20 protein-coding genes are annotated in these 20,183 nt (G+C 66.1%); 4 read left to right on the plus strand and 16 right to left on the minus strand.

Features of this window, described 5'->3' with window-relative positions:
* Window positions 1–60: 60 nt before the first annotated feature.
* From ACTIEY_RS02430 to ACTIEY_RS02465, 8 genes are all read right to left on the minus strand, one after another.
* Window positions 61–1,200 (minus strand): Fic family protein, encoded by a 1,140-nt coding sequence (locus ACTIEY_RS02430; protein ID WP_439517506.1) that lies wholly within the window; start codon window positions 1,198–1,200, stop codon window positions 61–63.
* Between the two features lie 89 nt (window positions 1,201–1,289).
* Entirely contained in the window at window positions 1,290–2,300 is a 1,011-nt protein-coding gene (locus tag ACTIEY_RS02435; protein WP_439517507.1) for an adenosine deaminase, read from the minus strand.
* Window positions 2,301–2,315: 15 nt separating this feature from the next.
* Window positions 2,316–3,320, minus strand: coding sequence for a Rieske 2Fe-2S domain-containing protein (locus ACTIEY_RS02440; RefSeq protein ID WP_439517508.1), 1,005 nt, complete (start codon window positions 3,318–3,320; stop codon window positions 2,316–2,318).
* Between the two features lie 134 nt (window positions 3,321–3,454).
* Window positions 3,455–4,609, minus strand: coding sequence for a BMP family ABC transporter substrate-binding protein (locus ACTIEY_RS02445; protein WP_439517509.1), 1,155 nt, complete (start codon window positions 4,607–4,609; stop codon window positions 3,455–3,457).
* Between the two features lie 75 nt (window positions 4,610–4,684).
* Window positions 4,685–5,605 (minus strand): ABC transporter permease, encoded by a 921-nt coding sequence (locus ACTIEY_RS02450; protein ID WP_439517510.1) that lies wholly within the window; start codon window positions 5,603–5,605, stop codon window positions 4,685–4,687.
* A gap of 19 nt (window positions 5,606–5,624) precedes the next feature.
* The gene (locus ACTIEY_RS02455) at window positions 5,625–6,680 is read right to left on the minus strand and encodes an ABC transporter permease (RefSeq protein ID WP_439517511.1); all 1,056 of its coding nucleotides are present in this window, start codon (window positions 6,678–6,680) and stop codon (window positions 5,625–5,627) included.
* Window positions 6,667–8,208 carry an ABC transporter ATP-binding protein gene (locus ACTIEY_RS02460; RefSeq protein WP_439517512.1) on the minus strand — a complete coding sequence of 514 codons (1,542 nt, stop codon included), beginning with the start codon at window positions 8,206–8,208 and terminating at the stop codon, window positions 6,667–6,669. Before ACTIEY_RS02460 ends, ACTIEY_RS02455 begins: the two co-directional genes overlap by 14 nt.
* Window positions 8,209–8,228: 20 nt before the next feature.
* Window positions 8,229–9,173, minus strand: coding sequence for a LysR family transcriptional regulator (locus ACTIEY_RS02465; RefSeq protein WP_439517513.1), 945 nt, complete (start codon window positions 9,171–9,173; stop codon window positions 8,229–8,231).
* 94 nt (window positions 9,174–9,267) lie between these two features.
* Here ACTIEY_RS02465 and xdhA point away from each other — a divergent pair, with 94 nt between their 5' ends.
* The 3 genes from xdhA (at window position 9,268) to ACTIEY_RS02480 (ending at window position 13,966) form a co-directional block, all read left to right on the plus strand.
* Window positions 9,268–10,842 (plus strand): xanthine dehydrogenase small subunit, encoded by a 1,575-nt coding sequence (gene xdhA, locus ACTIEY_RS02470; RefSeq protein ID WP_439517514.1) that lies wholly within the window; start codon window positions 9,268–9,270, stop codon window positions 10,840–10,842.
* Window positions 10,839–13,349: a xanthine dehydrogenase molybdopterin binding subunit gene (gene xdhB / locus ACTIEY_RS02475; protein ID WP_439517515.1), complete on the plus strand. Its 2,511-nt coding sequence runs from the start codon at window positions 10,839–10,841 to the stop codon at window positions 13,347–13,349. Before xdhA ends, xdhB begins: the two co-directional genes overlap by 4 nt.
* A gap of 101 nt (window positions 13,350–13,450) precedes the next feature.
* The gene (locus tag ACTIEY_RS02480) at window positions 13,451–13,966 is read left to right on the plus strand and encodes a class I SAM-dependent methyltransferase (RefSeq protein ID WP_439517516.1); all 516 of its coding nucleotides are present in this window, start codon (window positions 13,451–13,453) and stop codon (window positions 13,964–13,966) included.
* A 17-nt stretch (window positions 13,967–13,983) separates the two neighbouring features.
* Here the strand turns inward: ACTIEY_RS02480 and ACTIEY_RS02485 are convergent, their stop codons facing one another.
* On the minus strand, window positions 13,984–14,550 hold the full coding sequence (locus ACTIEY_RS02485) for a hypothetical protein (protein WP_439517517.1): 567 nt from the start codon (window positions 14,548–14,550) through the stop codon (window positions 13,984–13,986).
* A gap of 204 nt (window positions 14,551–14,754) precedes the next feature.
* Here ACTIEY_RS02485 and ACTIEY_RS02490 point away from each other — a divergent pair, with 204 nt between their 5' ends.
* Window positions 14,755–15,264: a DUF1993 domain-containing protein gene (locus tag ACTIEY_RS02490; RefSeq protein ID WP_439517518.1), complete on the plus strand. Its 510-nt coding sequence runs from the start codon at window positions 14,755–14,757 to the stop codon at window positions 15,262–15,264.
* A gap of 245 nt (window positions 15,265–15,509) precedes the next feature.
* Here the strand turns inward: ACTIEY_RS02490 and ACTIEY_RS02495 are convergent, their stop codons facing one another.
* Genes ACTIEY_RS02495 through narJ form a run of 7 tightly spaced genes read right to left on the minus strand, consistent with a single transcriptional unit; the run spans window position 15,510 to window position 20,182 of the window.
* Window positions 15,510–16,067 carry a hemerythrin domain-containing protein gene (locus ACTIEY_RS02495; RefSeq protein ID WP_439517519.1) on the minus strand — a complete coding sequence of 186 codons (558 nt, stop codon included), beginning with the start codon at window positions 16,065–16,067 and terminating at the stop codon, window positions 15,510–15,512.
* A gap of 19 nt (window positions 16,068–16,086) precedes the next feature.
* Window positions 16,087–16,491: a ribonucleotide reductase subunit alpha gene (locus ACTIEY_RS02500; RefSeq protein WP_439517520.1), complete on the minus strand. Its 405-nt coding sequence runs from the start codon at window positions 16,489–16,491 to the stop codon at window positions 16,087–16,089.
* 13 nt (window positions 16,492–16,504) lie between these two features.
* A complete protein-coding gene (locus ACTIEY_RS02505; protein WP_439517521.1) occupies window positions 16,505–17,188 on the minus strand; it encodes a nitroreductase family protein in 684 nt (227 codons plus the stop codon).
* On the minus strand, window positions 17,166–17,864 hold the full coding sequence (locus ACTIEY_RS02510) for a carbonic anhydrase (protein ID WP_439517522.1): 699 nt from the start codon (window positions 17,862–17,864) through the stop codon (window positions 17,166–17,168). The genes ACTIEY_RS02505 and ACTIEY_RS02510 overlap by 23 nt, the downstream gene beginning before the upstream one ends.
* Complete coding sequence (locus ACTIEY_RS02515; protein ID WP_439517523.1) at window positions 17,861–18,715, minus strand: peptidylprolyl isomerase; 855 nt, start codon at window positions 18,713–18,715, stop codon at window positions 17,861–17,863. Before ACTIEY_RS02515 ends, ACTIEY_RS02510 begins: the two co-directional genes overlap by 4 nt.
* Window positions 18,716–18,740: 25 nt before the next feature.
* The gene (narI, locus tag ACTIEY_RS02520) at window positions 18,741–19,472 is read right to left on the minus strand and encodes a respiratory nitrate reductase subunit gamma (RefSeq protein WP_439517524.1); all 732 of its coding nucleotides are present in this window, start codon (window positions 19,470–19,472) and stop codon (window positions 18,741–18,743) included.
* The gene (gene narJ / locus ACTIEY_RS02525; protein WP_439517525.1) at window positions 19,469–20,182 is read right to left on the minus strand and encodes a nitrate reductase molybdenum cofactor assembly chaperone; all 714 of its coding nucleotides are present in this window, start codon (window positions 20,180–20,182) and stop codon (window positions 19,469–19,471) included. Before narJ ends, narI begins: the two co-directional genes overlap by 4 nt.
* Between the last annotated feature and the right edge of the window lies 1 nt (window position 20,183).

Genomic DNA, 20,183 nt, shown 5'->3' on the forward strand with positions numbered 1-20,183 from the left:
CATGGCTTCCGTGAATGAAAAAGCGAGCCGGGGAAGCACCGGGCTCGCTGGGGGCGAATTTTACGCCGAGCGGCTCGACACCAGTTCGTAGGCCGTGCTGCGTCCGCCATCCTCGGTCTTGCGCAGGGCGCCGAGCGATACCAGGTGCTGGATGTCACGCAAGGCAGTGTCGGACGAACACTTGGTCAGTTTGGCCCATTGCCCGCTGGTCAGCCGCCCTTCAAACCCATCGAGCACGCGGTTGAGCATGGACACCTGACGGTCGTTGAGCGGCGTCTGCGCCCATCGTTGCCAGAAGGTCGACTTGAGCAACACCGAATCCAGCGTGTGGTGGGCGCTGTCGACGGCGCGCTGCAAGGCGGTGATGAACCAAGCCAGCCACGCCGTCACATCCAGATTGCCGCGCTGCGTCCGTTCCAGAATCTCGTAGTACCCCTTGCGTTCGCGCTGAATCTGCGACGAAAGGCTGTAGAAGCGCTGTGGACTGCCGTCACCGCGCGCCAGGAACAGGTCACCCACAGCGCGCGCGATGCGACCATTGCCATCGTCAAAGGGATGCAGCGTGACGAACCACAGGTGCGCCAGGCCAGCCTTGATCACGGCCGCCTCGCCCGTGGGGGCATTGGCCCAGTCCAGGAAGCGCGCCATCTCCAGATCGAGTTGCTGCGCCGGCGGCGCTTCGAAGTGAACACGCTGCCGCTGCACGGGCCCCGAGACCACCTGCATGGCACCACTGGCATCGTTGCGCCATGCGCCCACCCGGATGCGGGTGAGCGAACCAAATCCGGTAGGAAACAAGGCGGCGTGCCAGCCATACAGTCGGTCCGCGCTCAAGGGCATCTGGCAGTTTCCTGTGGCGTCAAGCACCATGTCGACCACCCCATCGACATGTCGATCGGTCGGCGCGAGCGCGCCGATGTCCACGCCCAGTCGGCGAGCGACTGAGGACCGCACGGAATCCTCGTTCAGCTGCTCGCCCTCAATGGCGCTGGTCTTGAGCACATCTTCGGTCAATGCACTGAGCGCGGCCCGGTCGCGCGAAGCCAGTCCGGCATCGGCCATGCGCCCCAAAAGCAAACCCTGGGCGCGAATCACCTGGCTCAAGGATTCGCTCAACGCCGGGAGGTCGTAGTGAAGCGCGGGCCAGTGATGGGACTGCCAGATATACCGGGCATCGGGTCTGTATTCGCCGCTTTTCATGCGGAGATTATGGCCCCGTTTCACCGCACAGAGCGCTTATTCGACGCAAAATATGCGGCGAATAAAGCACGCATTCGCCGCATACCCCCTCAGCCGCTGATGGCGGCGTCGAGCATGGCGGTCATTTCCATGCGACGTTCTTCGTTGACGAAGCTGGCTTCGATGCTGTTGCGCGCCAGGGTGATGACGTCGTCGCGCGAGAGGTCCAGGGCCTGCACGGTCTGCACGAAGTTGGCGTTCATGTAGCCCCCGAAGTAGGCGGGGTCGTCGCTGTTGACGGTGGCGCACAGGCCGGCATCCAGCAGCCGCTTCATGGGGTGGTGGGCCAGGTCTTCCACCACGCAGAGCTTGAGGTTGGACAGCGGGCACACGGTCAACGGCATGCGTCGGCGCGCCAGTTCCTCCACCAGCCTCGGGTCTTCGAGGCTGCGCACGCCGTGGTCGATGCGCTCGGTCTTCAGGTCGTCCAGCGCTTCCCAGATGTATTCGGGCGGTCCCTCTTCGCCCGCATGCGCCACCACATGCAGGTCGAGTTCGCGGCAGCGCGCGAACACGCGTGAGAACTTGGAGGGCGGATGCCCCACCTCGCTGGAATCCAGACCCACGCCGATGAAGTGCGCGCGGTAGGGCATCGCCGCTTCGAGCGTGGCCAACGCGTCTTCCTCGCTCAGGTGGCGCAGGAAACACAGGATGAGCTCGGCGCTCATGCCCAGTTCGCCACGCGCGCGCTCGCAGGCGCTGGACAGGCCCTGGATCACGGTGGCCATGGGCACGCCCCGCGCGGTGTGCGTCTGCGGGTCGAAGAACACTTCGCTGTGCACCACGTTGTCCGCCTTGGCCCGCAGGAAGTAAGCCCAGGCCATGTCGTGGAAATCGGCCTCGTGCAGGAGCACGCTGGCACCGGCGTAATAGATGTCCAGAAAACTCTGCAGATCGGTGAACGCGTAGGCCGCGCGCAGTTCCTCGACGCTGGCGTAAGGAAGCGACAGGCCATTGCGCTCTGCCAGGGCAAAGATGAGTTCGGGCTCCAGCGAACCTTCGATGTGGATGTGCAGTTCGGCCTTGGGGATGGCAACGGCCAGTTCGGCGGCGGTGGTCATGTTCACTCTCTTGTTTCAACAGGTTCCGAGCGAGATGCCCAGGCGTTTGAGGTAACGGCGGTAGGCGCTGGACACTCGGTCCGCCGGGCCATGCACCTCGGTGATGGGGCCCAGCCGGCCAATCGGCAGCGCACGCGGCGTCTGCGATTCCACCACAGGCCGGTCCTGCGAAAACACGGTGTCCTGGAACGTTCGCAAGGCTTCGTCGCTGGAGGGATCGCCCTGCGTGGCCATGGCGAACCAGGCGGTACAGGTTTCGTGCCCGTCGGGCCGCACGAAGAGCGCAATGGCGTTGCTCACCGGGTCGCCCTCTGCCGCATCCTTGCGCAGGATGGCCGCATAGGGATGCGGCACGGTGTAGCGGTAGGCGATCCACGCGCCGCCTTCGGCCTGCGCGTAGGCGCGGGGTTGCCAGGCACGCGCGCCGTTCACCTGCAGCCCGTCGGCGCCCTCTTCCACCTGGCCGATATCGACCTGCGCATGGCTGCGCTCGCCCAGCCAGCCTTCGTGCACGAAGCCAAAGTGACTGAGGTCGAGGAAGTTTTCCACCAGGCGCGGCGCGCTCGTGCTGAGTTCGTAAGGGCCACACAGCACCTGCCGCCACGCGGGATGGTCACCAGGCTCGAAGGCGGGCACATCCGGCATCGGCTGTGTGGGTGGCAGCAGGCGGACCCACACCAGGCCGTAACGCTCGCGCGCCTCGAACACCGTGGCCACGTGGCCAGCGGGCGGCTCAAAGTCGGGGGCCGCTGGCACATGCCGGCAGCGCCCGCCGGCTTCGAACTGCCAGCCGTGGTAGGGGCACTCCAGCCGCGCGCCATGCAGGCCGATGAGCACGCGTCCGAGTGAGAGACTCGCACCCCGGTGGGGACAGCGGTCGGCCCAGGCATGCACCTGGCTCGAGCCGTGTGCGTGCTCGCGCCAGAGCACGACCCGCTGGCCGAGCAGCGAGCCAGACACGGGTTCGTCGCGCAGCTCGTGCGACGCGACGACGGGGTGCCAGAGTTGCTCTTCGATCACTTCGCCTTCATCCTTCGCGACAAAAAGAAAGCCGCCCGGAGGCGGCTTTCCATCCAGGGCATGGCGGGTCCGGCTCCGCCGGCCCGCACATGCCGCCCCCTAGAGGGGGTCGCGCGAAGCGCGGCGGGGGTGGGTCAGTTCGGCACCTTGCCTTCGACGCCCTTGACGTAGAACTTCACACCGCCGAGGAATTTGTCGTCAGCCACGGTGTCCTTGGCCAGCACTTCCTTGCCGTCCTGGCCCACGATCGGACCCTTCCAGATGTTGTAGGTGCCGGCTTTCAGGCCTGCGCGCACTTCGTCCACCTTGGCCTTGGCATCGGCAGGCACGTCTTCGGCCACCGAGACCATGTCGATCGCGCCTTCCTTCACGCCCCACCACACGCCGCCGGTGGTCCAGGTGCCTTCCAGGGCGTCCTTGGTGGCCTTGATGTAGTACGGCGCCCAGTTGATCACAGCCGAACCCAGGTGGGCCTTGGGGCCGTAGGCGGTCATGTCCGAATCCCAGCCGAAGGCACGCTTGCCCATCTTCTCGGCGGTCTGCAGAACGGCCGACGAGTCGGTGTTCTGGAAGAGAACGTCCGCACCGCCGTTGATGAGCGAGGTGGCGGCCTCGGTTTCCTTGGGTGGGTCGAACCAGCCGTTCACCCACACCACCTTGGTCTTGACCTTGGGGTTCACCGACTGCGCGCCCAGGGTGAAGCTGTTGATGTTGCGGATCACTTCAGGAATTGGAATGGAAGCCACCACGCCCAGCGTGTTGGACTTGGTCATGCTGCCGGCAATGATGCCGGCCATGTAAGCGCCCTCGTACGTGCGGCTGTCGTAGGTGCGCATGTTGTCGGCGGTCTTGTAGCCGGTGGCGTGCTCGAACTTCACGTCCTTGAAGTCCGCCGCGACCTTGAGCATGGGCTCCATGTAGCCGAAGGTGGTGCCGAACACCAGCTTGTTGCCCTGGCTGGCCATATCCCGCAGCACGCGCTCGGCGTCGGCGCTCTCAGGCACGTTCTCCACGAAACTTGTCACCACCTTGTCGCCGAACTCCTTCTCCATCGCCCTGCGGCCGTTGTCGTGCGCGAAGGTCCAGCCGCCATCGCCCACCGGGCCGACGTAGGCAAACGCGATCTTCAGCGGCTCGGGCTTCGGTGCCTCGGCGGCCGCCGGAGCCGGCGCGGGTGCAGCGGCAGGCGCAGCAGCCTCTTCCTTCTTGCCGCAGCCGATCAGCACTGCAGTGGTCAACGCGGTCAGCGCGGCAACCTTCATCAGGGAGCGTTTGTTCAGGTCTGTCATGGTTTCCTCGGTGTGGGAAGGGTGGTGGAAAAGCGGAGTTGAATACAGGTCTGGGTACCGTACGGTATCGACAAATTATGCACCTGGGTAGAAGGGTTTTCCGATGGAGGTGGGCATGTTGATCCGGATCCAGGTGGGGTTGCGGGAGATCAGCACCAGCACCACGATGGTGGCCAGGTACGGCATCATCGTCAGGAACTGGCTGGGCACGTTCACGCCGATGCCCTGCAGGTGGAACTGCAGCATGGTCACGCCGCCAAACAGGTAGGCACCAAGCAACACGCGTGCCGGGCGCCAGGTGGCGAACGTGGTGAGCGCCAGCGCGATCCAGCCCTTGCCGGCGATCATCCCTTCCACCCACAGCGGTGTGTACACGGTGGACACGTACGCACCGGCCAGGCCACAGAGCGCACCGCCGGCCATCACCGCCATCATGCGGATGCGGCGCACGGGATAACCCAGCGCATGGGCCGATTCCGGGCTCTCGCCCACGCTGCGCAGCACCAGTCCCGAGCGCGTGCGGTACAGGAACCAGATCAAGGCCAGCACCAGGGCCACGCAGGCGTAGACCATGGGGTGGTGGCGGAACAGCGCCGGGCCCACCAGGGGAATGTCGCTGAGGAAGGGAATCGCGAACTGCGTCTGCTCGGGCAGCTTTTCCTGCACGTATCGGCTGCCCGCGAACGCCGAGAAGCCCGCACCGAAGAGGCTGAGCGCCAGGCCCGTGGCGTACTGGTTGGTGTTGAGCCAGATGACCAGCCCGCCGAAGATGGCCGCAAGCAAGGCCCCGGCGCCCATGCCCGCCGCAAATCCCAGCGCGGTGCTGCCGGTGTGCACCACCGTGGCAAAGCCCGCCAGCGCCGCGCAGAGCATCATGCCCTCGGCACCGAGGTTGACGATGCCGGCCTTCTCGTTGATCAGCAAGCCCAGCGAGGCAATGGCCAGCACGGTGCCCGCGTTGAGCGAGGCGGCGAAAAGCAGTGCGATGGATTCCATGGTGCGTGGTCCTGTTGAATTACTTTTTCCACACGAGGCGGTAAGCGATCAGCGTGTCGCAAGCCAGCAGCGCAAACAGCAGCAGCCCCTGGAACACCCCGGTGATGGATTTGGGGAGACCCAGGCGCGACTGCGCGAGTTCACCGCCGATGTAGAACATGCTCATGAGGACGGCCGAGAACACGATGCCCACCGGGTGCAGCCGGCCCACGAAGGCCACGATGATGGCCGCGAACCCGTAGCCCGCGGGCACATACGGCGTGAGCTGGCCGATCGGACCTGCCACCTCCAGCGCACCAGCCAGGCCGGCCGCACCACCCGAGGTCAGCAGCGCGATCCACAAGGCCTTGCGCGAAGAGAAGCCCGCATAACGTGCCGCCGCCGGGGCCAGACCGCCCACCAGCTGCGCATAGCCCGAATAGGTGCGAAACAGGAACACCCACACCGCCGCCACGCCGGCCAGCGCCAGGAGCAGGCCGATGTTCACGCGCGACCCGCTCATCAGGCGCGGGATCTGCGTCACGGATTCGAAGGTCTTGGTCTGGGGGAAGTTGTAGCCCTGCGGGTCCTTCCATGGGCCGTACACCAGGAAGTTCAGCACCTGGATGGCCACATACACCAGCATCAGGCTCACCAGGATCTCGTTGGCGTTGAAGCGGTCTCGCAGCAGCGCGGTGATGCCGGCCCACAGCATGCCGCCCAGCACGCCCGCGGCCAGCACGGCGGGGATGATCCACACGCCGGTTTCCTTGGTGGCCAGCAGCGCCACGCCGCCGGCACAGATGGCACCGATGATGTACTGGCCCTCGGCGCCGATGTTCCACACGTTGGAGCGGAAGCACACCGCCAGCCCCAGCGCAATGATGAGCAGCGGCGTGGCCTTGACCATCAGCTCGGAGAGCGCGTAGGTGCTCTTGATGGGTTCCCAGAAGAACACCTGCAGTCCACGAACCGGATCCTTGCCGAGCACGGCGAAGAGAATGACGCCGATCACCACCGTGATCAGCAGCGCCAGCAAGGGAGAGGCATAGCCCCAGCGCGCCGAGGGCTGGGGACGGACTTCAAGCCGCAGCATGGGCGACCTCCTTCTTCTGGTGTTCTGCGGCGTTGTCCCACAGGCCCGACATCCATTCGCCGATGCGCTCGATGGTCGCGTCCTTGCGGTCCAGGCTGGGCGAGAGCCGGCCCTTGGCGATCACGTGCAGGCGGTCGCTGATCTCGAAAAGCTCGTCCAGCTCCTCGCTCACCACCAGCACCGCACAACCGGCGTCGCGCAGCGCCAGGATCTGCCCGCGGATCTGCGCCGACGCGCCCACGTCCACACCCCAGGTCGGCTGGCTGACGATCAGCAGTTTGGGGCTCGCTTCGATCTCTCGGCCCACGATGAACTTCTGCAGGTTGCCGCCCGAGAGCGACTTGGCCGCCGCGTCCGGCCCGTTGGCCTTGACGTTGTAGCGGGCGATCACGTCTTGCGCCTGCTTCCGGAGTGCGTTCACCTTGATCCACCCACCCGCGCCCAGCGCGTCGCTGCGCGAGAGCAGCAGGTTCTGCGCCAGCGACAGCGTGGGCACCGCGCCGCGCCCCAGCCGTTCTTCCGGCACGAAGTGCAGGCCGAGTGCGCGTCGACGCCCGGGCGCGTAGCGCGAGGCGTCCTGTCCGCTCACGCGGATGCTGCCGGCAGGTGCGCGGCGGTCTTCGCCCGACAGGGCATACAGCAGCTCGCTCTGGCCGTTGCCCGACACACCGGCAATGCCCACCACCTCGCCCGCGCGCACGGTCAGCGCGATGTCATGGAGCTGCGTGCCAAAGGGGTCGTCGCTCGCCAGCGTGAGTCCGCTCACCTCCAGCACCGCCGCACCCGCGTGCAGTTCACGCACGTTCAGCGCCGGCGGTTCCGCACCGATCATCAGGCGCGAGAGCGATGCGTTGCTCTCCTGGCGCGGATCGCACACGCCAGTGACCTTGCCGCCGCGCAACACCGTGCAGGCGTTGCAGAGCTCGCGAATCTCGTGCAGCTTGTGGCTGATGTAGAGGATGCTGCAGCCCTCCGACGCCAGCTTCTTCAGGACCACGAACAATTTTTCCACCGCCTGCGGCGTGAGCACCGACGTGGGCTCGTCCAGGATCAGCAATTGCGGGTTGGTGAGCAGCGCGCGGATGATCTCCACCCGCTGCATCTCGCCCACGCTGAGCGTGTGCACCGGGCGCGAGGGATCGATGTCCAGCCCGTACTCGGCCGCCTTGGCGGTGATGCTCGCGGCCACCGCCGGCAGCGTGAGCGATTTGTCCAGCCCCAGCCACACGTTTTCTGCCACGGTGAGTGTGTCGAACAGGCTGAAGTGCTGGAACACCATGCTGATGCCCAGCGCGCGCGCCTCCTGCGGGTTGCGGATGTGCACCGGCTGGCCGTTGAACATCACCGTGCCTTCGTCGGGCTTGACCGACCCGTAGATGATCTTCATCAGCGTGGATTTGCCGGCGCCGTTCTCGCCCAGCACGGCGTGCACCTCGCCCGGCTGCACGGTGAGCGAGACATCGCTGTTGGCCACCACACCGGGATAGCGCTTGGTGATGCCGCTGAGTTGTAGTCGGGGTGTGGTCATGGGTCTCCTTTATGGGTGGGTCAGGACTCGGCGTCCAGCCGCTTGAGCGAAGCGGCGACCGTCTTGATCTGCTCGCGCAGCCAGCGCGCCGCGTTGGACGCATGGGTGCGCTCGTGCCAGAGCTGGTAATACATCATCCGGGGGAATTCCACCGGGCTGGGCAGCACCTTCACCGGCAGCACGCTGGTGAAGCGTTCGCAATACTGACGCCCTGTGGTCAGCACCAGCAGGCTGCCCGCCACCATGGCCGGAATCAGCCCGAAATGCGGGCAACGTGCGGTGATGTTGCGCACCAGGCCCAGGCTGGCCAGGTGGTCGTCGATGAAGCCGCGCGCGCCGGGGTGGGTTGGCGTGGGTGCAATGTGCTCGGCGCCCAGCCAGGCCTCCACATCCCAGCCACGCCGCGCGGCCGGGTGCTGGCTGGACACCAGGCACACCACCTCGTCGCCGAACAGCCGGCCCAGGTGCAGATCGTCCGGCGGCTGCGCCCAGTTGCCGATGACCACGTCCACATCCCCTTGCGCCAGGTGGTTGCGGTAATCCGAATCGCGCGAGAGCGGGTGGATGTCGATGGGGCAGTGCGGCGCCAGGCTCTTGATCTGCGTGACCAGTTGCGGCAGGAACAGCGGGTCCAGGTAGTCGCTGGCGGCCAGGCTGAAGCTGTGGTGGGCGGTGGCGGGGTCGAAGCTGCGGGCGTCGGAGAACAGCACTTCGGCGATGCGAAGGATGTCGGCCGCCGGTTCGATCATGCGCAGGCCGGCCACCGTGGGCACCATGCCCGAGCCCGAACGCACCAGAAGGGGGTCTCCGGCCAACTCCCGCAGGCGCTTCAGGGCCGCGCTCACCGCCGGCTGGTACATCCCCAGCCGCAGCGCCGCACGCGAGACGCTGCGTTCGGTAAGCACGGTGTGCAACACGCGAATGAGGTGCAGGTCTATCTTGTCGAACATGGCCCCGTATTTCATACCGGTGTCATATGCTGGTGAATGGTGTTTTGGGCATTCTGGACATATGGCTGAGCATATGTTGTGCCATGGGGCCGGCGCTATGCTGGCGCGCATGACACCCCAAAAATCAGCACAAACCCTGAGCTTCCTGCGGCGCGGCCAGCCCGTGACGCTGGACAACGTGGCCCCCGACCGCACCCTGCTCGAGGTGCTCCGGGAGGACCTGCACTGCACCGGTACCAAGGAAGGCTGCGGCGAGGGCGACTGCGGCGCCTGCACCGTGGTGCTGGGCGAGGTGGTGGGCGGCCGGCTGGAATACAAGGCCATCAACAGTTGCATCCGGCTGGCGCATTCTGTCCAGGGGCTGGCGGTGTGGACGGTGGAGGACATCAGTGCTCGCAGCGACGACCCCGCCGCCGGGCCGCCCCAAGGCGGGGTCAGCCCCCACGGGGGGCAGCGACCCGCATCAGCGGCGGAGCGTGGGGGCCACCTCCATCCCGCGCAAGAGGCCATGGTGCAGTGCCACGGCAGCCAGTGCGGTTTCTGCACCCCGGGCTTCGTGATGAGCCTGTTTGGCATGTACCAGAACAGTGGTGGCGGGAAGGGCATCGACCGCACCCAGGCGCAGGTGGAGCTTTCGGGCAACCTGTGCCGCTGCACCGGCTACCGCCCCATCCTGGATGCGGCGCAGCAGATGGGCGCCCTGCACTTGCCGGCCGGTTGTGGTGTGAATGAGGCTGCCACCGTGGCGGCCCTCAAGAATCTCGCACCCGCGCCGGCTGAAAGCTACCTGCGCCCCACCACCCTGCCCGCCCTGCTGCAGGCGCGCGCCGCGCACCCGAAAGCCCAGGTGGTGGCCGGCTGCACCGACGTGGGCCTGTGGGTCACCAAGATGCACAAGCGGTTCGCCCAGGTACTGGACGTGACTGCCACCCAGGAACTGCGCCGCGTGGAAACCTATGCGCACCACATTGCCATTGGCGCGGCCGTGACGCTGACCGACGCCTACGCCGCCCTCGTGAGCGAGCGCCCACAGCTCAAGATTTTCGCGCAACGCTTCGCCGGCCTGCCGGTGCGCAACTCGGGCACGCTGGGTGGAAACGTGGCCAACGGCTCGCCCATCGGCGACTCCATGCCGCTGCTGATTGCGCTGGGGGCGAACGTGGTGCTGATGCGCTGGGACGCGAAGCGCGGCGCCATCGCCCACCGCGAGATGCCGCTGGAACACCTGTACACCGGCTATCGGCAGAACGTGATGAAGCCCGACGAGCTGCTGTGCTGGATCAAGGTGCCCAGGCCGGTGAAGGGCGAAACCGCCAAGGTCTACAAGATCAGCAAACGCTTCGACGACGACATCTCTGCCGTCTGCCTGGCCATCCGCATGACGGTGGAGGACGGCACGGTCAAGGCCGTGTCCATCGGCGCCGGCGGTGTGGCCGCCACGCCGGTGCGCGCGCGCCAGACCGAAGCCGCCCTGCTCGGCCAGCCGTGGAACGCCGACACCGTGATGGCCGCCACCGCTGCGCTGCGCGCCGAATTCCAGCCCATCTCCGACATGCGCGCCAGCGCCGCCTACCGCCACACGGTGCTGGGCAACCTGCTGCAGCGCTTCTGGCTGGAGAGCCAGGGCCTGCAACGCATCAACCTGGAAAGCCTGACCGCATCCGACCTGGAGGCTGTGGCATGAACGCACGCGACAAAACATCCGCCGACACGCCGGTGGTGATCTCTTCCCGGGGAGACGCAGAGATCGCGCCTGAAGCCCCCATCCCGACCACGCCCAAGCAACCCAAGGCCGAACGCGCCGCCGGCGTTTCCCGCTTCCACGAGAGCGCTCGCGCCCAGGTGGCCGGTGGCGCCACCTATATAGACGACATCCCCGAAGTGCGCGGCACGCTGCACGCCGCGCCGGTGTGCTCACCCGTGGCACACGGCAAGCTGCGCGGGCTCGATGCCTCTGCCGCGCTGGCCGTGCCGGGAGTGCGCGGCATCTTCAGCACCGCCGACGTTCCCGGCGACCCGATGCTCGCCGCTTTCGCGCACGACGAACCCATCTTCGCCACCGACACCGTGCAGTTCCTTGGCCAGGTGGCCGCGCTCGTGGTGGCCGACGACGTGATGACCGCGCGCCGCGCCGCGCGGCTGGTGAAGTTCGATATCGAACCGCTGCCCGCCGTGATCAGCGTGCACGAGGCGCACGCGCTGCAAAGCTATGTGCTGCCGCCGGTGCATGTGAAGCGCGGCAACGCCGCCGCCGCACTGAAGCGCGCGCCGCAGGTGCTGGAAGGCAACTTCGAGATCGGCGGACAGGAGCACTTCTACCTGGAAGGCCAGGTGGCGTATGTGCTGCCGCTCGAGCAGGACCAGTGGTGGGTGTACTCCAGCACCCAGCACCCGGGCGAAGTGCAGCACTGGGTTTCGCACGCGCTGGGGCTGGACAACCACGCCGTGACGGTGGAATGCCGGCGCATGGGCGGCGGCTTCGGCGGCAAGGAAACGCAGGCCGGGCACCTGGCGGTATGGGCCGCCGTCGCCGCCAACCGGCTGAAGCGCCCCGTGAAGCTGCGACTGGACCGCGACGACGACTTCATGATCACCGGCAAACGCCACCCCTTCGCCTACCACTACCGCGCCGGCTTCGACGAGACCGGCCTGCTCTGCGGGCTGGAGCTGGAGATGCTGGCCAACTGCGGCTTTTCCGCCGACCTCTCCGGCCCCGTGGCGGACCGCGCCATCTTCCACGCCGACAACGCCTACTTCCTGGAAGACGTGGCCATCTCCAGCTACCGCTGCAAGACGAACATTCAAAGCCACACGGCCTTCCGCGGCTTCGGCGGCCCGCAGGGCGTGATCGTGATCGAACGCATCCTGAGCGACATTGCGCGCACGCTCGGCATGGACCCGCTGGATGTGCGACTGCGCAATTTGTACAGCGACGAGCCGACCACCTCGCATGCCCTTCGACAGGCTCAGGGCGAACGGAAAAAGTCCGTTAGCCCCGAGCCGACCTCCGTTCGGGCTGAGCAGACCTCCGTTCGGGCTGAGCTTGTCGAAGCCCATCCCACCCACCGCAACGTCACCCACTACCAGATGAAGGTGGAAGACAACATCCTCGAACCGCTCATGACCACGCTGGCCCACACCAGCGGCTACCGCGAACGCCGCGAGCAGATCGCGGACTGGAACGCGCAGAGCCCCGTCATCAAGAAAGGCATGGCGCTCACCCCGGTGAAGTTCGGCATCAGCTTCACCGCCACGCTGTTCAACCAGGCCGGCGCGCTGGTGCACGTGTACACCGACGGCAGCGTGCAGGTGAACCACGGCGGCACCGAAATGGGCCAGGGCCTCAACACCAAGGTGGCCGCCATCGTGGCCGACGAGCTGGGCGTGCCGTTCGAGAAAGTACTCTCCACCGCTTCCGACACCAGCAAGGTGCCCAACGCCAGCGCCACCGCCGCCAGCAGCGGCACTGACCTGAACGGCCGCGCCGCGCAGTTTGCCGCCCGGCACGTGCGCGACAACCTGGCCGCGTTCGTCTCCGGCCTGGACAACTGCGGTGCCGGCGCCGTGCGCTTCGAAGGTGGCCAGGTCATCACGCCCGCCAACACCCGCAAGTTCGAAGACGTGGTGAGCGCCGCGTACGCCAACCGCATCCAGCTCTGGAGCGACGGCTTTTACCGCACGCCCAAGATCCACTACGACAAGACCACCCTCACCGGCCGCCCGTTCTACTACTTCGCCTACGGCGCGGCGGTGACCGAAGTGGCCATCGACACCCTGACGGGCGAAAGCCGCGTCCTCAAGGTCGACATCCTTCACGACGTCGGCCGCAGCATCAACCCCGCCATCGACATCGGCCAGATCGAAGGCGGCTTCGTGCAGGGCATGGGCTGGCTGACGACGGAGCAGCTCGTCTGGAACGACAAGGGCTACCTGCAGACCCACGCCCCCAGCACCTACAAGATCCCCGCCACCGGCGACATCCCCGAACACTTCAAGACCGACCTGTGGCCCGAAGCCAACCGCGAAGACAACGTGCACGGCAGCAAGGCCGTGGGCGAGCCGCCGTTCATGCTGGCGATCAGCGTGTTTGAAGCCTTGCGAGATGCAGTGGCGCAGGCGGGCGGGAATGCGGAAAGGATGAATGCGCCGGGGACGGCCGAAGAAATCTTGAAGGCGGTGGGGGCGGCGTAGTGACGTCTCAAATCCCCGGTTCAGCTGGATACGGTGCGAATGCATCGGCCCTTGCCACGCAATACGAGAGCATCACCTTTGCCGAGGTCTACCGTGACCTGATGCACCTGTTCCCTACACAGCCATCCAGCGTGGTGGACATCGGAGCCGGGTCCGGGCGCGATGCTGCCGCACTCGCTCGCTGCGGTCACCAGGTGGTTGCTGTGGAGCCCACCAGCGAACTTCGCCGTGAAGGGCAACGCCTTCATGGTGCACTGCCCATCGAATGGGTGGACGATCATCTCCCCGCGCTGAACGTGTTGCGGCGCGCAAAGCGCCAGTTCGACATCGTGCTTCTCACCGCGGTGTGGATGCACCTTGACCCTCAAGAACGGGAAGCGGCCATGGAGGCCATTGCGGAACTGGTGGCCGACAACGGACGGGTGTTCCTGTCGCTTCGGCACGGCCCGATACCCGAGGGCAGAAGAATGTTCGGCGTCTCCGCAGACGAAACGCTTCGTCTGGCGGCGGGGCATGGGTTGCGCTGCATCCACCAGGCGGAGCGCGAGGACATGCTCGGGCGGACGGACATCAGCTGGAGCTTCCTTGCATTGGGCCGCTTGCCGGCTTCTGGTTAGCCAGTACGAAGCCTGCTTCAAGCCACCAACTTCTGGCCGAGCCTGTGTTTGATGGCGTACCTGCGGCCATCCTCTTTCAACGCGATGCTGCGTCGCTCGTCGAGCGGCACATCGTCGATGAAGGATCGAATGCGCAGGTTGCCCAACGCATTCTCAAAGCGGCGTTCATTCAATCCGGTGTTTCGTTGCAGCTTGTCGGCATCGACGCTGGTGGCGAACCCGGCCAGTGACGACAGCACGGTTTGTTCATCGTCCGTGAGGCTCATGCGGTCCATCTTCTGATCGGAAGGCGCATCGAAACTGGGTTCCAGCTTCGACGGGCCACTGGCGACGGCTTTGGCTTTCCCCTGGCCTGCCTGTTGCGTCTTGTTCTCTCGCCCACTGACCGCGTACTCGAGCAGAAGGAAACCGATGGCCAACACGGCAATGGCGACGACGAGTCGGGGAAGCGGCATGGGAGCCCACGCCAGATCGAAGATGGCTGCCCACTCGCCGGGAAAACGGGCTTTGTATGGCTCCAGGAGCCACAACATGACGCCGCCTGCCACCAGGCCGGCCACCACTGCCCCCAACACCTTGCGCATCCCGCTTCTCCTGTTTGCCAAAAGGCCGCCAGCCTGTGCCGACCGGCGAACTGGTTCACAGCGATCCTTGCATGACCAGGGGGTCTGAAACTGTGCGCTAGACCGCAGACGCACGCATCATGCTGGTAGCCTCACAGGGTCGGCAGGGCCTCTGCCATGCCAGCCCCGGCGATCTTGCCCCACCAGAAAGTGAATTGATCCACCATGACCAGCCCTCTGTACACCGCCTCCGTTCCCGTCCTGCAGCAGATGCTGAAGGCCTTGTCGGATGTGCTCACGAAAGCCGAAGACCACGCCGCGCAAAAGAAGATCGATCCCGATGCGCTGCTTCAGGCACGGCTGTTTCCCGACATGCTCCCGCTGATCCGTCAGGTGCAGATCGCCGCAGACTTCTCCAAGGGCATTGCCTCCCGCCTGGCCGGTGCCGAGGTGCCGTCCTGGCCGGACACCGAAGCCAGCTTCGCGGACCTGCAGGCATTGATCACCAAGGCCCTGGCCCATGTCGGCTCCTTCAAGCCGGATCAATTCGATTCAAGCGAGAGCCGCGAGATCGTGCTGCGCCCCGGCACGCCGAAGGAAAAGAAGCTGATGGCCAGCGCCTATCTGCTGCACTACGGCCTGCCGCAGTTTTTCTTCCACGTGACCACCGCGTATGGCATCTTGCGGCACAACGGGGTTGAGATTGGTAAGCGGGACTACATGGGTGCTTACTGAAGCTGGACACCCCGCCGGTTTTCGGCGGCCGGCGTCGGTTTGTGAATGACTGCTGTGCAGCGATTGCTGACGTTGGTGAGTAGTGAGCTGACCTGCAATTTTTGCCGCATAGCGGTCATCCATTCATCTCAATCAAAGGGATTGAGGGTCGGCTCCTGAAGAAACGGCTGACTATGACCGAGTGTTCAAGGGTCGAGCACTCTTGGCGAAGACCGAAGGTCCAGTCAATTCAACAGGTATGAGTGTCAGTCAGGTTGCAGCCCGCGGCGTAGCATCATGTCGGTGCTCATGATCTCCAGGGCTTCGGGCGACAAACAGGCGTGGGCAGATGGGTAGACCAGACCGTCCTCTTCGTGCAGGTGGCCGTCATACAGGCGCGTGAAATGGGTAAGCGTGGCCTCTTCGGGCGCACTGAAGTGCGCCCACCCGGGCGGGGGCGACTCTGTCACTGAGGCCAATACAGCCCGCACCGCCACCCATGCAGCTTCCATGTCTCGATGGTCCTGCTGCAGGCGCTGGACCGCCCGCCGCAGGGCTGCATCGTCGCCGGCCAGCAAGGGCGGAAAAACATGGCGCTCTTCGTCTTCGTGGTGCAGCGGCGCGGCCTGATCGAAGTAGCGCATGACGTCGCGCGCAGCGCTGGCCACGCTCTCGTCCCAGCCATGCGCCAACACATGGTGCTGCAGCTTGGCCAGCAGGCCCAGCATCCGTTCGACGCGTTCGTGGCAGGCGCCCAGCATCTCGAACGGCGCCTCGAAGCCTGCCGCGGGTGCTCGGTGCCCAGGCAGGGTGATGGACGACATAGGAATTGAACTGGCCATCTCAGCCCAGCGCCATGGCATGGCCGCGTGGGTCAAACGGAATGAACGCCTGCAAACGTCCCTGGCGGATAGCCTCCACCATGTCCTGCAACGGCTGTTCGGCTTCGGGGCTCTCGGGCTGGTGGCCCGGCGTGCCGGCAAGTGCGGCGGCGAACACCATGCCCCAGGGCTGGCCAAAGGCGTTGGCCTCGTGCACCAACTGGTCGAACGAGTGAAGCTCGTCCAAGCCTTTGTCCACGCACATCTGCGGCACCAGCGCGCCCCCCTCACCCCGCTCGAACTCAAGGCGCTGGGCCGGCGTGGCGTCGTCGGGCAACTCGACGTCGGCAAAGACGAACAGAAGGCGTTGCGGCAACGACTGGCTGCGCGCGGCGCTCAGCAGATCATCAAAGGTTTGAATGTTCATGGGGTCTCCGGTGTCAAAGTTGGGATGTTGGCGCAGGGCCGAGCGTGCTGCAGTAGTCGTCCACGGTCGGGCGCGCGCGCGCGGGCCGGCGCGCCGCCACCGTGCCCACGCTCATGAAACAAAGAGCTTGTTCGCCCGCACTCAGGCCGAAGCGGTGGCGAAGGACCTGCGATCCCAGCGCTTTGCCGCTGGTCAGTGCCGATCCATAGCCCATGGCGGTGGCCATGAGCAGCATGTTCTGCAAAGCGCAGCCAGCTGAAAGAATGCGCTCTGACAGTTCCACCGCGGGATCGCCGCGGTCGCCGTCCACCACCAACAGCAGCAGCAAGGGCGAACGGTGTGCCTTCTCGCGCGCATGGTCCAGTTGTGTGGGCGTGGCGCTGACGTCGCGTTCGCGCAAGGCCTGCGCGAACACCTCACCCAACGAAGCACGCTCGGCGCGCGGCACGATCACAAAGCGCCAGGGCAGCAGCTGCCCGTGGTCGGGCGCTGCGGCCGCCGCGCCGAGCAGGGCTTGCAGTTGGCACGCGTCAGGCCCCGGAGCCAACAAGCGCTTGGGCAGAACCGTCTGGCGCGCGTAGATCAGCTCGGCAGTTGCGCGTGGGCACTCGCACTCGGTGGCATCGCCCTCAAAGGCAACCAGCAAAGTTCGGGTTACCAGCAGGTCGGCGGCATCAATACTGGATGACTTGTCCATCGTGTTCCACATAGGGTTGGTACGGCCCGGTGCCGCTGTTCGCGGCTACCGATGCTGCGACGAAGTCGCCTTGCTGGGCATCAAATACATGCACGTCTCCGTCCTCGATCACGTAGTGCCAGCCGTGCAGCGTGAGCCGGCCGGCCTCGACCTCGCGCCGCACCATGGGATAGCCCATGAGGCGTTCGAGCTGCAGCACCACGGCGCGCTGCTCGGTTCGGCGCATGGATTCGGCGCAAGGTTGCACCGGCAGCAGGGCTTCGTCTATCAACTTGAGCCAAGCGGTGAGGGCCACGGCCTCGGCGGGCGCGCCTTCGTAGGCTGTGCGAATCGCGCCACAGTGGCTGTGGCCGCAGACCACGATGCGTTCCACGTGCAGGCTGAGCACGGCGAACTCGATCGCTGCCATCGTTCCATGCAGGCCGTGCGACTGGTCATGCGGTGGTACCAATGCGCCCACGTTGCGCACGATGAAAAGTTCGCCAGGACCGGCCCCGGTGAGCAGGTAGGGCACCAGGCGCGAGTCGGAGCAACCGATGAAGAGCGTCTTGGGGTGCTGGCCCTCAGCCACCAGATCCTGAAAGCGCTGTTGGTGGCGCGGAAAATAGTCGGAGCGGAAATGCCGCAGTCGCAATAGCAGCTCGTCCGCTGATGCGCCTGTGGCCGCCTCATTCATTGCACAAGCGGGGTGTCGACCCCTTCCAGTTCCACACCCTCAACATCGGCCTGGCCCACCAGCAGCTGCATGTACTGGCGCAGCGCCGTGGCCTGCGATTGCAGGGCCAGCCTTGCGCCGATCTGCGCTTGCAGCTCGGCGAACTCGGGCAGGCGCCCCGGATCGCGCTCCAGCACGTCGACGATGTGCAGACCGAAGCGGCTGTGTACCAGGCGGGGGTGCAGGCCCAGCGCCTGGATGGCGTCGTTCTGCAGGAACAGCGCCTTGGCCAGTTCGGGCGCGCAGTCCTGCGGCGTGATCCAGCCGAGGTCGCCACCCTGGGTGCTGGACGGGCAGTTGGAGAGTTCGGTCGCGAGCTGTGCAAAGCGCTCGATGGAGACGCCCTGGCGCGAGAGTTCCAACAAGGCGGCCTCGGCGCGCTGGGCCAGCGCGTTCACCGGCACACCCGGCGTGACCGCAAACAGGATGTGACGCACGTGCAGCGCCTGGCCCACCACAAAGCGCGGCTTGTGGGCCTCGTAATGGCGTCGGCACTCCTCGGGCCCCGGCTCGGGCGAGTGCACCTCGGCTTCGAGCAGGGCCTCGATGGCGGTACGCGTCTCGGCGTCGGGCTCGGGCGCATTCAGACCGGTGGAGCGCGGGAGAAAGCCGGCGCTCACCGCCTGCTGGCGCAGCAACTCGGTGCAGGCGCGCTCGCGCAGGGTCTGCTCGTCCAGCACCTCCCCTGCTTCGTGAAGGGCCATACCGTTGATGCTTGCGATCCCGGCCGGGGCCGCCGCAGCCGCCTCCGGGCTTTTGCAGGCGCAGGCGCTGCTGCCGCAACCCGACGTGGTAGAGATGTCTTGGTTCATGGGGTCTCCCGTGGGTGGGGGTGGATCAGCGGGGCTTGGCCGGGTGGGCCGGATTGGTCGGGTTCGCAGGCACGCCCAGGCGGCGGCTGCGCACCACCTGATACGGCCGCACCAGGTAGGCCACGCTGGCGAAGCCGCTCCACACATGCACCAGCCGCGAGAACGGGAACAGCAGGAAGATCGTCATGCCCAGCACCAGGTGCACCTTGTAGGGCCAGTCCATGGTCACCAGCAGGGAGGCGTCGGGGCGGAAGGTGAGGATGCGCTGCGCCCACTCGGCCAGCACCAGCATGGCGCTGCCGTCGGCGTGCGAATACGAATAAGGCAGCGTGATCAGACCCAGTGTGAGCTGCACCCACAGGATGACCAGGATGGCGATATCGGTGCGGTGGCTGGTGAGGCGAATGCGTGGATCGAAAATACGCCGGTGCAGCAGCATCGACAGGCCCACGAAGCAGACCACGCCGGCGGTACCGCCCGCATAGATGGCCAGCCGCTGCTTGACCGCGGCATCCAGAAAGCCCTCGTAGAAGAAATGCGGCGTGAGCAGGCCCACGGCGTGGCCGAAGAAAAGGAACAGGATGCCGATGTGAAACAGGTTGCTGCCCCAGCGCAGCTGGCCCTTGCGCAGCAGCTGCGAGGAATCGCTTTTCCAGGTGTACTGGTCGCGGTCAAACCGGGCCAGGCTTCCCATGAGGAAGACCGCGAGGCAGACGTAGGGATAGACGCCAAAGAGGAAGTGGTGCAGTGAGGTCATGCCTGCGCTCCTGAGGGAGGGGAAGGGTGGCGGCCGGTGGCGGCCTTCACGATGCGGATCGGTTGCGGTTGGCCAGGTTTGGCCTGGCCTTCGGTCGAGCAGCCGCCGAACACCGCGGGCTCGGCCCAGCTCTCGTCGATGCCGGGGTCGGCCGCCACCGGCACCGGCTCGGCTTTCTCACCGGCGATCTCAAGCACTGCGGCCAGCACGCTGGCGTACGGGCTCTGTCGCTTCTGCAGGGCGCTGAAGATCACGCGCACGATGTGCGCGCTCTCACCGAGAAACTCGCGCGCCACCGCAGCGGGCTGGGTGGAGGCGAACTCCAGCAGCACGCTCAGGTGATCGGGCAGCTCGGTCGGGCCGAAGAACAGACCGGCCTTCTCGTAGGTCTGGATCAGGTCGATCATGGCCGGGCCACGGTCGCGAGAATCGCCCAGCACGTGCTCGAACAGGTGCAGCGCGGTGCTGCGACCGCGGTCGAACAGCTCGACGTAGTCGGCTTCGACGTCGAGCGCCGGTTGCTGGCTCAGGTGCACCAGCAGCGCGTCGAGCTCGGTCAGCCGCGTGGCGGGCAACGCGGCCTCGGCGCGCAAGGCCTCGCGCAATTCACCGGCGTGTTCGCGGAGCTCGGCGGTGGGGTAACGCAGCAGGTGGGCGAGCACACGCAGGGTGTGCACTGCAGGCCTTTGGGGGGAAGAGAAAAAGCCCATG

Source organism: Hydrogenophaga sp. (assembly GCF_051858985.1).
Taxonomy (GTDB): domain Bacteria; phylum Pseudomonadota; class Gammaproteobacteria; order Burkholderiales; family Burkholderiaceae_C; genus Hydrogenophaga.

Excerpts from the sequence above, each read along its gene's own strand:
- ACTIEY_RS02480 (WP_439517516.1), top strand. The coding sequence starts at position 13,451 with ATGCACCTGTTCCCTACACAGCCATCCAGCGTGGTGGACATCGGAGCC.
- xdhB (WP_439517515.1), top strand. The coding sequence starts at position 10,839 with ATGAACGCACGCGACAAAACATCCGCCGACACGCCGGTGGTGATCTCT.
- narI (WP_439517524.1), bottom strand. The coding sequence starts at position 19,472 with ATGACCTCACTGCACCACTTCCTCTTTGGCGTCTATCCCTACGTCTGC.
- ACTIEY_RS02510 (WP_439517522.1), bottom strand. The coding sequence starts at position 17,864 with ATGAATGAGGCGGCCACAGGCGCATCAGCGGACGAGCTGCTATTGCGA.
- ACTIEY_RS02505 (WP_439517521.1), bottom strand. The coding sequence starts at position 17,188 with ATGGACAAGTCATCCAGTATTGATGCCGCCGACCTGCTGGTAACCCGA.
- ACTIEY_RS02460 (WP_439517512.1), bottom strand. The coding sequence starts at position 8,208 with ATGACCACACCCCGACTACAACTCAGCGGCATCACCAAGCGCTATCCC.
- ACTIEY_RS02515 (WP_439517523.1), bottom strand. The coding sequence starts at position 18,715 with ATGAACCAAGACATCTCTACCACGTCGGGTTGCGGCAGCAGCGCCTGC.
- ACTIEY_RS02485 (WP_439517517.1), bottom strand. The coding sequence starts at position 14,550 with ATGCGCAAGGTGTTGGGGGCAGTGGTGGCCGGCCTGGTGGCAGGCGGC.
- ACTIEY_RS02430 (WP_439517506.1), bottom strand. The coding sequence starts at position 1,200 with ATGAAAAGCGGCGAATACAGACCCGATGCCCGGTATATCTGGCAGTCC.
- ACTIEY_RS02450 (WP_439517510.1), bottom strand. The coding sequence starts at position 5,605 with ATGGAATCCATCGCACTGCTTTTCGCCGCCTCGCTCAACGCGGGCACC.
- narJ (WP_439517525.1), bottom strand. The coding sequence starts at position 20,182 with ATGGGCTTTTTCTCTTCCCCCCAAAGGCCTGCAGTGCACACCCTGCGT.
- ACTIEY_RS02445 (WP_439517509.1), bottom strand. The coding sequence starts at position 4,609 with ATGACAGACCTGAACAAACGCTCCCTGATGAAGGTTGCCGCGCTGACC.
- ACTIEY_RS02465 (WP_439517513.1), bottom strand. The coding sequence starts at position 9,173 with ATGAAATACGGGGCCATGTTCGACAAGATAGACCTGCACCTCATTCGC.
- ACTIEY_RS02490 (WP_439517518.1), top strand. The coding sequence starts at position 14,755 with ATGACCAGCCCTCTGTACACCGCCTCCGTTCCCGTCCTGCAGCAGATG.
- xdhA (WP_439517514.1), top strand. The coding sequence starts at position 9,268 with ATGACACCCCAAAAATCAGCACAAACCCTGAGCTTCCTGCGGCGCGGC.
- ACTIEY_RS02435 (WP_439517507.1), bottom strand. The coding sequence starts at position 2,300 with ATGACCACCGCCGCCGAACTGGCCGTTGCCATCCCCAAGGCCGAACTG.
- ACTIEY_RS02500 (WP_439517520.1), bottom strand. The coding sequence starts at position 16,491 with ATGAACATTCAAACCTTTGATGATCTGCTGAGCGCCGCGCGCAGCCAG.
- ACTIEY_RS02495 (WP_439517519.1), bottom strand. The coding sequence starts at position 16,067 with ATGTCGTCCATCACCCTGCCTGGGCACCGAGCACCCGCGGCAGGCTTC.
- ACTIEY_RS02455 (WP_439517511.1), bottom strand. The coding sequence starts at position 6,680 with ATGCTGCGGCTTGAAGTCCGTCCCCAGCCCTCGGCGCGCTGGGGCTAT.